9 protein-coding genes are annotated in these 12,838 nt (G+C 71.9%); 3 read left to right on the top strand and 6 right to left on the bottom strand.

What is annotated here, in order from left to right:
* The first annotated feature begins 29 nt into the window (after window positions 1-29).
* Window positions 30-1,346 (top strand): bifunctional phosphopantothenoylcysteine decarboxylase/phosphopantothenate--cysteine ligase CoaBC, encoded by a 1,317-nt coding sequence (gene coaBC / locus AB0A97_RS31105; RefSeq protein WP_361156041.1) that lies wholly within the window; start codon window positions 30-32, stop codon window positions 1,344-1,346.
* Window positions 1,347-1,550: 204 nt separating this feature from the next.
* Window positions 1,551-2,759, top strand: a complete 1,209-nt coding sequence (gene metK / locus AB0A97_RS31100; protein ID WP_361156038.1) for a methionine adenosyltransferase — start codon at window positions 1,551-1,553, stop codon at window positions 2,757-2,759.
* Between the two features lie 394 nt (window positions 2,760-3,153).
* Here metK and AB0A97_RS31095 read toward each other — a convergent pair whose 3' ends face one another.
* The 5 genes from AB0A97_RS31095 to AB0A97_RS31075 form a co-directional block, all read right to left on the bottom strand.
* Window positions 3,154-3,891 (bottom strand): dienelactone hydrolase family protein, encoded by a 738-nt coding sequence (locus AB0A97_RS31095; protein ID WP_361156035.1) that lies wholly within the window; start codon window positions 3,889-3,891, stop codon window positions 3,154-3,156.
* 372 nt (window positions 3,892-4,263) lie between these two features.
* On the bottom strand, window positions 4,264-5,445 hold the full coding sequence (locus tag AB0A97_RS31090) for a hypothetical protein (protein ID WP_361156033.1): 1,182 nt from the start codon (window positions 5,443-5,445) through the stop codon (window positions 4,264-4,266).
* A 17-nt stretch (window positions 5,446-5,462) separates the two neighbouring features.
* Window positions 5,463-7,121 (bottom strand): hypothetical protein, encoded by a 1,659-nt coding sequence (locus AB0A97_RS31085; RefSeq protein WP_361156030.1) that lies wholly within the window; start codon window positions 7,119-7,121, stop codon window positions 5,463-5,465.
* A gap of 320 nt (window positions 7,122-7,441) precedes the next feature.
* Complete coding sequence (locus tag AB0A97_RS31080; protein WP_361156028.1) at window positions 7,442-8,206, bottom strand: toll/interleukin-1 receptor domain-containing protein; 765 nt, start codon at window positions 8,204-8,206, stop codon at window positions 7,442-7,444.
* A 67-nt stretch (window positions 8,207-8,273) separates the two neighbouring features.
* Entirely contained in the window at window positions 8,274-9,566 is a 1,293-nt protein-coding gene (locus AB0A97_RS31075) for a helix-turn-helix transcriptional regulator (RefSeq protein ID WP_361156025.1), read from the bottom strand.
* 232 nt (window positions 9,567-9,798) lie between these two features.
* Here AB0A97_RS31075 and AB0A97_RS31070 point away from each other — a divergent pair, with 232 nt between their 5' ends.
* On the top strand, window positions 9,799-11,922 hold the full coding sequence (locus AB0A97_RS31070) for a primosomal protein N' (protein WP_361156022.1): 2,124 nt from the start codon (window positions 9,799-9,801) through the stop codon (window positions 11,920-11,922).
* Window positions 11,923-12,120: 198 nt separating this feature from the next.
* Here the strand turns inward: AB0A97_RS31070 and AB0A97_RS31065 are convergent, their stop codons facing one another.
* Window positions 12,121-12,663 (bottom strand): hypothetical protein, encoded by a 543-nt coding sequence (locus AB0A97_RS31065; protein ID WP_361156020.1) that lies wholly within the window; start codon window positions 12,661-12,663, stop codon window positions 12,121-12,123.
* Window positions 12,664-12,838 lie beyond the last annotated feature (175 nt).

Here is a 12,838-nt window from a genome sequence, read left to right as displayed (position 1 = left end):
CGGAACCCACGGCGTGGGGAGAGAACGCGATGGACAAGCCGACACAGCCGCAGCCGGCCGCCGGACCGGCGCACGGAACCGGCGCGGCGGACGGGGGCGGCGCGGACCGCCGCCCCGAGGTCGTCCTCGGAGTCAGCGGCGGCATCGCCGCGTACAAGGCGTGCGAGTTGCTGCGCCGGCTCACCGAGTCCGGGCACGACGTCCGGGTCGTGCCGACCGCGGCGTCCCTGCACTTCGTCGGCGAGGCCACCTGGGCCGCGCTCTCCGGCAACCCGGCCTCCACCGAGGTCTGGGAGTCGGTCCACGAGGTCCCGCACGTGCGCATCGGCCAGTCCGCCGACCTGGTCGTGGTGGCCCCCTGCACGGCCGACATGCTGGCCAAGGCCGCGCACGGCCTGGCGGACGACCTGCTCACCAACACCCTCCTCACCGCGCGATGTCCGGTGATCTTCGCTCCGGCGATGCACACCGAGATGTGGGAGCACCCGGCCACCCAGGAGAACGTCGCCACGCTGCGCCGCCGCGGCGCCGTCGTCATCGAACCCGCCGTCGGCCGCCTGACCGGCGTGGACACCGGAAAGGGCCGCTTCCCCGACCCGGTTGAGATCTTCGAGACCTGCCGCCGTGTCCTGGCCCGCGGCCCGCTCGGCCTCACCCAGGACCTCGCCGGCCGGCACGTCGTGATCAGCGCCGGCGGCACCCGCGAGCCCCTGGACCCGGTCCGCTTCCTGGGCAACCGTTCCTCCGGCAAGCAGGGGTACGCGCTCGCCCGCACCGCCGTGGCCCGCGGCGCCCGCGTCACCCTCGTCGCCGGCAACAGCGAGCTGCCCGACCCGGCCGGGGTGGACGTCGTGCACATCGGTACGGCCGTCCAGCTCCGCGAGGCCGTGCTGAAGGCCGCGGCGGACGCCGACGCGGTGGTCATGGCGGCAGCCGTGGCCGACTTCCGTCCCGCCGCGTACGCCACCGGCAAGATCAAGAAGAAGGACGGCGAGGAGCCCGAGCCGGTGACCCTGGTCCGTAATCCGGACATCCTCGCCGAGATCTCCGCGGAACGCCCCCGCCCGGGCCAGGTGGTCGTCGGCTTCGCCGCCGAGACCGACGACGTCCTCGCCAACGGCCGCGCCAAACTCGCCCGGAAGGGCTGCGACCTGCTGGTCGTCAACGAGGTCGGCGACCACAAGGCGTTCGGGTCGGCCGCGAACGAGGCGGTGATCCTGGCCGCCGACGGCGCCGAGACCCCCGTACCGTACGGTCCAAAAGAAGCCCTCTCGGACCGGATCTGGGACTTGGTGGCCCCCCGCCTGACCGCCCCGCAGGCCCCTCCTTCCCCGCCCTCCCCGTGATCGAAAAGCCTCTTCCGGGCCGTTGCCGGAACGAGATCTTCCTCTCTCCGGCGAGGTGTCCCAGGTCACGGCGGGTCCAGAAATCGAGACTGCGTGCCCGAACGCGGCTCATGACCGATAAACTGGCCCCGGATCGCGCCGAGCGCAGCTCTCGGCCTTTCCGCCAATGATCAGCCAGCAGCCGCTGCAACCCCAGGGAGCGATGTGTCCCGCCGCCTGTTCACCTCGGAGTCCGTCACCGAGGGTCACCCCGACAAGATCGCTGACCAGATCAGCGACACCATTCTCGACGCCCTCCTGAAGGAGGACCCGACCTCCCGGGTCGCCGTCGAGACGTTGATCACCACCGGCCTGGTCCATGTGGCCGGCGAGGTGACGACGAAGGCGTACGCCGACATCCCCAACCTCGTGCGCAACAAGGTTCTGGAGATCGGCTACGACTCGTCGAAGAAGGGCTTCGACGGCGCCTCCTGCGGCGTCTCCGTCTCGATCGGCGCACAGTCCCCCGACATCGCCCAGGGCGTCGACACCGCCTACGAGAAGCGCGTCGAGGGCGACGAGGACGAGCTGGACAAGCAGGGCGCGGGCGACCAGGGCCTGATGTTCGGCTACGCCTGCGACGAGACCCCGGAGCTGATGCCGCTCCCGATCAACCTCGCGCACCGCCTCTCCAAGCGCCTGTCCGAGGTCCGCAAGAACGGGACCATCCCGTACCTGCGCCCCGACGGCAAGACCCAGGTCACCATCGAGTACGACGGCCACAAGGCCGTCCGCCTCGACACCGTCGTCGTCTCCTCGCAGCACGCGAGCGACATCGACCTGGACTCCCTGCTCGCTCCCGACATCCGCGAATTCGTCGTCGAGCACGTCCTCAACCAGCTCGTCGAGGACGGCATCAAGCTGGACACCGACGGCTACCGCCTGCTGGTCAACCCCACCGGCCGCTTCGAGATCGGCGGCCCGATGGGTGACGCCGGCCTGACCGGCCGCAAGATCATCATCGACACGTACGGCGGCATGTCCCGCCACGGCGGCGGCGCCTTCTCCGGCAAGGACCCGTCCAAGGTCGACCGCTCGGCCGCCTACGCCATGCGCTGGGTCGCCAAGAACGTCGTAGCGGCCGGGCTGGCCGCCCGCTGCGAGGTCCAGGTCGCCTACGCCATCGGCAAGGCCGAGCCGGTGGGTCTGTTCGTCGAGACCTTCGGCACCGCCACCGTCGACGTCGACAAGATCGAGAACGCCATCGCCGAGGTCTTCGACCTCCGCCCGGCCGCCATCATCCGCGACCTCGACCTGCTGCGCCCCATCTACGCCCAGACCGCCGCCTACGGCCACTTCGGCCGCGAACTGGACGAGTTCACCTGGGAGCGCACGGACCGGGTGGAGGCGCTGCGGAGGGCTGTGGGGCTGTAAGGCTCCGCACCGGTTCCGCACCTGCACGACGCCGGAGGCCCGCCCCTTTCGGGGCGGGCCTTTGGCGTGGGCGGGGTCAGGGCTGGGGCGCGGGTGCAGCCGAGATACGCGCCGAAGGGGCAATGAGGTGATCTCGATGCGCCTCGGCGCAGGGTCGGTACGGTGACACCGCAGTTGATGCGTACATCTCACCCTTGCGGCCGGGACGTCCCGCCGCAGGCCGGGATGATTGCCGCAGGGGCCCTGTCGCGGTCGATCCAGTGTTTGCTGCGGCAGTTTTGACTACGTCTTCGAACCCGGACTTCTGCCCGCATGCCATTCCGCTGCGCGGACTTGGGGGAGGGGTGTCAGCGCCCGACGCCGGCCATGCCTGGCGCCTGCATGTTTGCCGGGGTCAGGCCGCCAGGTCCTCTGTCACGGGCAGGCACTCGGCGAGCAGGTCGACGATGTCGCGCCAGGCTCGCTGCGCGTGCCGTGGGTGGTGGCCGACGCCGGGACGCACGGTGTGATCGACCGGCGGGTGGTGGAAGGCGTGCAAGGCGCCGCCGTAGACCGCGAGGCGCCAGTCGACGCCCGCGGCCTGCATCTCGGCGGTGAACGCGTCCCGTTGCGCGGGCGGCATGATCGGGTCTTCCGACCCGACCCCGGCCCACACCGGGCAGCGAATGCGCGCCGCCTCGCCCGGTCGGCCTGTGGTCAGTGCATTGACTGTCCCGATCGCGCGCAGGCTGACGCCGTCGCGCCCGAGTTCCAGCCCGATGGCGCCCCCGGTGCCGTAGCCGATGGCGGCGATCCGGTCGGGATCGGTCCGCGGTTCGGCGCGCAACACGTCGAGCGCCGCATGGCCGATGCCCCGCATCCGGTCGGGGTCGGCGAGCAGCGGCAGGCAACGGGCCAGCATCTCCTCGGGGTCACTCAAATAGCGCCCGCCGTGAAGGTCGAAGGCCAGCGCTACATATCCCAGTTCGGCGAGAGCGTCGGCCCGGCGGCGCTCGACGTCGCTGAGCCCCGTGCCCTCTGGTCCGAGCAGCACCGCGGGCCGGCGGTCGACACCGGCCGGTAGCGCGAGGTGCCCGGTCATCGTCAGGCCGTCGGCCGGATACTCGACCGTACGCGTCGTAATCATCGTCATGAGGCTGGACTGTAGTGATCGTCGAGCCCGGCCCGGCCGCTGTTCTGCTGCTGGCAGAACGGCGCGGGTATCCCTCTGAAATGCGGCGAGGGCTCATGAGAACCGTCACCGACCCCGTCCCCACGGCAGCGCTATCGGATCATTCGCCCAGGCCACGGTGTTGGAGGCGGACCGTCGCGGCAAGTTTTAGGGACATACCGGCCCGCACCCGGGAAGGGCGTCACCTGTTGGTTCGTCTCACGGTTCAGGTGGCCTCGCCGAGTCCGGCGGTGGTCAGGTCCTGCTCCCCACGACGCTGAGCCGAATGGGTGGCGGGCAGCAGACGAGCACGGCTTCGAGACCATTCCGGTGCCCCTTTGGCGCGTGTCTCGGTCACGCCCCTGGTGGGGGCTTCTGGGCCGAAGGGGGTTCGGGGCCGGGGTCCGCGGGCGCAGACGGTCCGGGCCCCGGGGGCTCAGGCTCCGGGCCGGTGTCCTCCGGAACGGCGTTCTCGTACGGTGGGGGAGCGGGCGGAGCGAAATGATCGCGGACGGCCGCTGCCGCTTCGGCCGCGACCGGGCCGGAACACTTGGCGATGTTCTCCGCGACGCGCTGGGCCAGCATCGCGCCCTCCGCTGTGTCGGGGATGCCCAGCTCCTTCAGCAGGTGGCTGACGCAGTCGACGGTTCCGGGACCGGGGCCCGGCTCGCCGTGTCCCGGGCCGGCGGCGGCGTCTTCCCACGTGGTGTGCGGGCGGTGCCCGTCGGCCGACGGTGGTGCGGCCGCTTCCTCCACCTCGGCGGGTTCGGGGAAGTCCCTGGTGTTGGCCGCTCCGGCGAGCCGGGTGAGGGTGCCGATCAGGTCGACGGTGTGCTCGATCGCTTCCTCGTTCCGGGACAGATACCAGACGACGGCGCTGCCGGGGTCTTTGAGTACGTCGTCGCCCAGGTAGGCGCGTTTGCTCTTCTCGTACTTGCGCTCGTGTTCCCAGACGGCCTCGTCCTTGCGCACGGTCGACAGTTTGCTCAGCCGGTCGCGGTCGGGCTCGCTCAGGGTGAGGGTGACGGCATCGGCCATCGCCAGGACACGGCCGGACGCATCGCCTTGCATGGTGCCCAGGACCCCGCCAAGCTGGTGCTGGATCAGCGAACAGCGCAGCGGCAACTGCTGAGCGGTGACGGCGCGGGCGCGCTCCAGTATGGCGCTCACGGCCAGGCCGCCGGGGCTCACCGGAGGGCCGTAACCGGATTCGTCGAGGACGGCCCAGCGGATCCGGGCGGAGAAGAGGAAGTCGTAGTCGGGCGACTGACTGGGCAGCGCCACGTCGGTGATGAAACGTTCCTGCGGCTCTCGGGGAGGGATCGGCAGATCGGGGTCGGCGAGCGCCTCCCGCGGAATCAACGGCTTCCTGCGGTCGGTGACCACGAACACGGTGACCGCTCCGGCCAGCAGGGACACGGCCAGCGTGGGCCACAGCCACAACGGCTGCCAGTCCAGCGCCAGCCCGGCGATGGCGACGAGCAGTTCGCCGATCACCGTGACGAACATGGTGAAGGTCTTGTGTCCCGAACTCATCTTTCCTGTCCCCCGATTCAGCCGCTCACATTTTGCGCGGCGTTGATTTTCCGCCAGACCAGTGCCGAGACGTCCGCCTTCGCCGCTTGCTCTTCCTCGGAGGCGCACGGCAGGTGCCAGTCCAGTGCGTAGAGTTCACCGAGAAGATCGCCGCGTCCCTCACAGGCATGCACCAGAACATCCAGAACGCTTTCCCGCGCAGCCGGCCACTTGCGGGCGGCCCGTAGCCAGTCGGCTGTTCCGGCACGGCATTCGGCGAATGGGCGCGCCGTGAGAACCGCGCGCCAGCCGGCGGTCAATTGCCTCCGTACGGCTGGTTCGGCAATCAGCGGCCGAGTCCGGCCTCCTGGGTCGGCGAAGCGTTCCGGTTCGGCGAGCCGCCGGAACAACTCGATTTCGCGGGCGCGGCGCCGAGGGGAGAGCTGCCGCCCCCAAGCGCGGTCGATGCGGTCCAGGAGGCGCCGGGTCAGGCGGCCTTCGGAAAAGGCCAGGTCGAACAGTGCGTCGTGGGCGATGGGCGCGGTATCGGCGGTTTCCCGGCGAGCGAGGTGCAGGAGCCGTACCAAAGCGCTGTCGGGGTGCTGGACAGCCATGGCCCCGGAGCAGACACCGACCAGAACCCGTACCAATCCGGGGCTCGGCTGCCGGCTGATCGCCCATTCGTAGGTCTTCTCCCGGAAATGGCCACCGTGCGTCTCGTCGCGCAGCCCGGTGTCCAGGGCGAGGTAGGCCGATCGATGCAGCCAGGACGGTGTTCCGCCGGATACGGAGGCCCACGCGACCGCGGCTCCGGACAGCTCTTCGGGGCTTTCGGTACGCAGACACTGCCGGGCATAGCGCAGAACGAGATCGTCGGGCCGCTCGCCGACGGCAGCGGAGTCCCGGACCAGGCGGTCCGTCCAGACGCGCAGGACGGGCCGTAATTCCGGGAAATCGTCCCAGAAACAGTCGCTGACCGCTTCGTCGTAACGAAGGCCGCGGAACACCACCCGGCCACCGGCCGTCAGTTCCGCGCCGACGTCCGCCAGTCGGTGCGGCAGTGCCGTACGGCTGAGCAGAGGCTGCACCACATGCGGCTCTTCCGCGGCCCGCAGCAATTGGGCGGCCGCTTTCTGGACGGCCTGCCCGCGGGCTCCGTGCAGCATGGCGCACGACAGGAAGAGGGCGCGTTGCGCCCCGGAGGACCGCGCCAGAATTTCGCGTACCTCGTCCTGCCGTCGGAGGGTGGCGGCCAGGGCGCGGTCCAGCCAGTCCGTGAAGTGGCCGGTCTCCGCAGCCGTCTGATCGCGGAACTGCTTGACGAGGTCCGCGAACCGGGCGACCTCGCGCATGTGCGCGGTGGCGAGAAACGAGGTCAGCTCGGCTCGGGAGAATTCGGCCTCCTCCGGGACGATGTGCTCGGCGTGCAAGTGCCTGCGCAGCACCTTGAGGGCTTCCGGCCGGCCCACTGCGACGCGCAAGCCGCTCAAGTCGTCGTGGACACGGGTTTCGGACGGCAGCGCGACGGTGAGCCAGGCGGACTTCGCCTGTACGGCGGCGCGGAACTCGGACATCTCCCGTTGCGCTTGCTCCAGTACGTCCGGCCCGGCAGCCGTGAGATCCAACAGCATCAAGTCGGACTGCTGGACGTCGTCCGGGTGAAGAATGGACCCGTCCGACCCGTCCTTCTCCTCCACCCGGTCCGGCAGTCTGACGAATCGGCTGCCGCTGCCCTGCTGCCGTTCGTACAGCAGCTCGCGCGCCGCCGCGCTGCGCCCACTGCCGACGGGGCCGCTGATCAGGACGGTGCGGTATTCGGAAAGGCGGGTCCGGGCGCTCTCGAAACCCGGCGGGAAGACGAACCGGCGGTGCAGCCGGAAGAGTTCGTCCCGGGCGGCGTCCCGTGGAGGACGGCGGGGAGCACCGGTGGCTGACGAGCCGAAGTAGATGTACTGGTCGCCGGCCCCGGAATGCAGGGGCCCGGAAGCGTCACCGAGAGCCGTCCCGATGAATTCGGTCACCGGCCTTCGCTCTCGTCCTGGGGCGGAGTGGCGTTGAAGCTGATACCGCCCTGGTTTCCACCGGTGAAATGGACTCCGCTTCCCCCGGACTGGTGGTTGGAGTGGGTGTACTGGTCTCCTTGGTGCGAGTTGACGTACTGGTTCCCTTGGCCACTGTGCACGGCACCGCTCGGCTTGTTGAGTGCGGTGCCGATGGTGCCCGCCTGGAAGACCGTGCCGTGATTGCCGTCGACGGTGTTGCGGGTCCGTGCTTCGCCATCGCCGTCCCGGGCGGCCCGGGAATCCGCCTCACCCAGCCGGGGAACCAGCCGGGCGAGTTCGTCGGCGAGCAGGTCCAGGTCGTCGTGCGAGGTGTAGGAGGTGACCCGGCGATATTGGCGGCGCGTGAGTTCACGGATACCGACCGGCAGCCGGTCGGCGGCCGGCGGGGCGGTGTCCGGACCGATGAGGACGGGAATGACCTGGGCTCCGCTCTCCAGGGCTTCGGCGATCTCGCGGCACGTCCAGTCGTCTCCGCCGTCCGCGGCCTGTCCACGGAGGCTGTCCAGCCACCGTGGTCCGATGACGGCCAGCAGCACGCTGCAGTTCCGTACGGCTGACCGCAGCGCTTCGGGGAAGAGGCTGCCCGCCGGGATCGATTTACCGTCCCGGAAAACCAGCTCCGTACCGAACCGCTGGGAGAGATGGTTTTCGATGAGAGCGGCACCGTCCGGTGCGTCCGCCGTGCGGTAATTGATGAATATCTCGGGTCGCTGAGTCACAGGATCTCCTGGTCGGTGCAGGACGATGACCGGCGCGGGCGGTTTCCCGACGCCGGCCGGAAGAAAATCAGGCGGTGGGGCGCAGGACCGAAGTGAGCTGCGGGGTGATCTCCCGCACCGCGGCATTCGAGCCGTGCCGGGTCAGCAGGCGGGCCAGCCGTCGTACGTCGGCCCGTACCGTTGCCGAATCGACCTGGGACACGGGGCCGAGCAGGGGTGCCGCCACGGAACAGGCGTGCTCGATGTGGCCGGCCGCGGCGTGGCTGAGTGCGCGGCGCATCCCGTAGCGGACCTGATTCCGTACGGAATGGCCGGGCAACCGGGCGGTCTCGGCGTCGAGGACGTCGGCTGCCTGGTGCGGACGGCCGAGGTCGTACAGGCACCACCCGGTCGCCATGGAGACGGGGTCCGTCAGGTTGCTGCTCCCGATGACCGGGAGGGTGGGGTCTTCGGTGTCGGCGCTCAGCAAGGCGCGTGCGGTCTCCAGCCGGCGCATACACGCCCGGTGGTCTCCCGCGAGCGCATGCCCTTGAGCTTCCTGCTGGGCGGCCAGGCCCCTGATGCGCGGTGGCGCGTCCTGGGTGTCCGCCGCCCGGCCGGACAGGGCGATGGTCGCGGCGGCGTCGCCGGCGTAGAAGGAGATCAACGCCTGCCGGGCCAGCGCGTAGGTCGCCAGATGACGGTCGCCGCCGGCTTCGGCGAGGTCGACCGCGCGCCGGGTCAGCCACGACGCGGCGCGGTCGTTGCCGGACTCCTGGGCCATCCACCCCGCGAATTCCGCGTATCGGGAGGCCAGGACGAGAAGTCCGCGCCGGGTTCCGCCTGCCGAGCGGGTGGCGAGGTCGCGTAAGGCCTGGGCCTGGGCCACCAGGGGCGGCACCAGGGCACCGGGTTCCGCGCTCTGGCCCAGCCTGCGGTACTGGTCGAACATCGCCCGCGATGCCTGGAGCAGCCCGGCGTCCGCCGGGGAAGCCGCGGCCGGCTCCTCGCCCGCGGCCACGGCGAGCAGACAGGAGGCGCCCAGTGCCAAGGCACGGCGGCGGTCCACGGCGGCGAAGCGGACCGAGCCGTCTGCGTCCCACTGCATGATCCACACCTCTTCGTCGGGCCGGGACTCGGGAATCGGTGCCGCCTCCGTCGTTTCCGTCGGCGGCACCAGCGCCGCCAACGCGCCGTCGGCGCACAGAGCGGCGTCGCAGAGCCGGGCGAGCTCGGACGTCGGGCGTTTGAGACCCGTCTCGACCTTGCTCAGATGGCCCTTGCTGTAGTGCACCGCCATGGCCAGCCGGGTGAGGGACCACCCCGTGGCCGTGCGGCGCCTCCGGAGTTCGATTCCGAACGAGATCGGCTGCTCCGACACGTGAACCTCCGTCATGTCGACCGTGCGGCCGCTCGGGCGGTCCCGACTCCGGACGTCAGCCTGCTGTCGTCGAGCCGGTGCCGACAAGGCAGCCGGACGGTTTCCCGTTTCCTCTTCCTGTTCCGGGCGTCGCCCGGAGGGGCAGCGAACCGGAACGGCCGACACCTGTCGAGCCCCGGCCCGCTCCCCGGCCCCACCGCCGCTGTCGGTCCCGTCTGCTAAGACTGATGCTGTGAGCAGGGAAGACGACGGGCCGGGTGTGGAGCCGGAGCAGCTTGCGTTGATTCGGGAGGCGGTGCGGGGGACGAAGGCGGCGCGGGCGAAGCCGCGGACGTGGCGGGGGGCCGAGCTGGCGGAGCGGTTGCCGGTGGCGCGGGTGCTGGTGGACAAGGGGCTGGTGCATCTCGACCGGTATTTCGACTATGCGGTGCCGGCGGCGATGGACGCGGAGGCGCAGCCCGGGGTGCGGGTGCGGGTGCGGTTCGGGGCCGGGGAGAAGGGGGGCCGGCGGGAAGGGGGGAAGCTGGTCAGCGGGTTCGTGGTGGAGCGGGTGGCGGAGAGCGAGTTCCGGGGGGTGCTCGCGCCGATCGCGCAGGTGCTGTCGCCCGAGCGGGTGCTTACGCCGGAGTTGCTGGGGCTGTGCCGGGCCGTCGCCGACCGGTATGCGGGGACGCTCGCGGACGTGGTGCAACTGGCGGTGCCGCCGCGGCGGGCGAAGGTGGAGGGGCAGGCGAGCGGGCCGCCGCTGCCGCCCAACGCGATGCCGGACACGGGGAGTTGGGGGCGGTACCCGGCGGGTCCTGGGTTTTTGGCGGCGCTGGGGCGGGGGGACACGCCGCGTGCCGTGTGGACGGCGTTGCCGGGGCCGCACTGGCCGCAGGAGCTGGCGCGGGCGATGGCCGCGGCGCTGGCGTCGGGGCGTGGGGCCCTGGCCGTGCTGCCGGACGGGCGGGCCGCGGCGCGGGTGGACGCGGCGCTGGGGGAGCTGATCGGGGAGGGACGGCATGTGGTGCTGAGTGCCGATGCCGGGCCCGAGGAGCGGTACCGCCGCTGGCTGGCGGTCAGCCGGGGCGCGGTGCGGGCGGTGGTCGGGACGCGGGCGGCGATGTTCGCGCCGGTGCGGGACCTGGGACTGGTGGCCATCTGGGACGACGGGGACGGCAGTCACAGTGATCCGCATGCGCCGCAGCCGCATGCGCGGGAAGTGCTGCTGCAGCGGTCGGTGACGGAGCGGGCGGGGTTCCTGCTGGGCGGGCTGAGCTGCACGGTCGAGGCGGCTCAGCTGGTGGAGACGGGCTGGGCACGGCCGCTGACGGCCGAGCGTGAGCAGGTGCGGGCCGCGGCGCCGCTGGTCCGTACGGTCGGCGACGCCGACGAGGCGCGTGACGCGGCGGCGCGGGCCGCGCGACTGCCGACGCTGGCGTGGCAGGTGGTGCGCGAGGGGCTGAAGCATGGGCCGGTGCTGGTGCAGGTGCCGCGACGGGGCTACGTGCCGCGGCTGGCGTGCGAGCGCTGCCGGGAGCCCGCGCGCTGCCGGGCCTGCGCGGGGCCGCTGGGGGCGCGCGACGCGGGCGAGCTGCGGTGCGGCTGGTGCGGGCGAGAGGAGGGCGACTGGCGCTGCGGGGAGTGCGGAGGCGTACGGCTGCGGGCCCAGATCGTGGGGGCGCGGCGGACGGCGGAGGAGCTGGGGCGTGCGTTTCCGGCCGTTCCGGTGCGTACGTCGGGGCGCGACCATGTGCTGGACACGGTGCCCGGCGTTCCGTCCCTGGTGGTGAGCACGCCGGGGGCGGAGCCGGTCGCCGAGGGCGGTTACGCCGCCGCGCTGCTGCTGGACGGATGGGCGCTGCTGAGCCGCCCCGACCTGCGGGCGGGCGAGGAGGCGCTGCGGCGCTGGCTCCAGGCCGCGGCGCTGGTCCGGGGCCATGCCGAGGGCGGCACGGTCGCGGTCATCGCGGAGGCGACGCTGCGCCCCGTACAGGCGCTGGTGCGCTGGGACCCGGCCGGGCACGCGGTGCGTGAGCTGGCGGAGCGGGCCGAGCTGGGTTTCCCGCCGGTGTCCCGGATGGCGTCGGTGACGGGCCGTCCCGAGGACGTGGCGGAGATGCTCGCGGCGGCCGGGCTGCCGGAGGGCGCCGAGGTGCTGGGCCCCGTACCGGTGCCGGCTCCCGACGCGGGGCGGCCGCGCCGGCCGGGGGACCCGCCGCCCGGGGAGGAATGGGAACGGGCGCTGGTACGGGTACGCCCCGGCCAGGGTGCCGCGCTGGCGGCGGCGTTGAAGACGGCGCAGGCGGCGCGGCTGGTCAAACGGGAGGGGGAGGCGGTGCGGGTGCGGGTCGATCCGCCCGATCTCGGGTAACCGGGCAGGGTCTTCGCCGGGCTGCCGGGCTGCCGGGCGGGGTGCCCCTGGGGCTGCCGGACGGCGTTTCCGCGGTGCTGCCGGACGGCGGTTCACGTGGGGCTGTCGTACGGCGTTCACGTGGGGCCGGTGGTGCGGACGCGGCTGGGGTGGGGACAAGGAGGCCGCCCCGGGGGCGGACCGGGGCGGTGGGCGTGGTCAGCCGTTGCGGGGGCCGGGGAAGACGCCGGGGCGCGCTTCCTCCCGTGCGGGAACGGAGGACTGCCCCGGCAGTGTGCGGGTGGCGGGGACCGCCGGGGCGCTCGGCAGACCGGGGGAGACGGCCAGGCTGCGGGCGGCGGACGGCTCGGGCGTACGGACCGCCTCGCCGTTCTCCGGGCCGGGCTGGGAAGTGGAGCGGCGGGCGCCGTAACGGCGGTGCACGGCCTGTTTGGTGACGCCCAGTGCGGAACCCACCGCGTCCCAGGAGAAGCCCAGCGAACGGTCGAAGTCCACCGCCGCCGTGACGAGGGTCTCGACGCTGTCGCGCAGTTCCTGGGCGAGACGTACGGTCGGGGCGGGGGCGCGCCCGTAGACGACGAAGCCGGCGGACGGGCCGGTGCGCCGCGGCCGGTAGACGTTGCCGAGCTGAGCTGTCAGGGTGCGCAGGGCGTCCACCTGCCGGCGGACCCGCTCGATGTCCCGTACCAGAAGGTGCAGGCTGGCGCGTGCCTGGGCGTCGTGGGTTGCGTGGTCGGCCATGAACAAGCCTCTCGAACCGGCGTTGAATGTGCAGAGGAACGTGACAAATGGTGAAAACGAGCGGGCCGCGAGGGCGGCCCGGTCGGTCAATGCTGCTTGACCAACGCAACAGACGCGGCTTCGGTCACGGTATGGGGGCGTACGGGTTCCAATGAGGGGCGCGCGCCTGTTCGCA

This window comes from Streptomyces sp. NPDC045470, assembly GCF_040646595.1.
In the GTDB taxonomy this organism is placed as follows: Bacteria; Actinomycetota; Actinomycetes; order Streptomycetales; family Streptomycetaceae; genus Streptomyces.
This window is presented reverse-complemented; position numbering and strand designations above follow the sequence as displayed.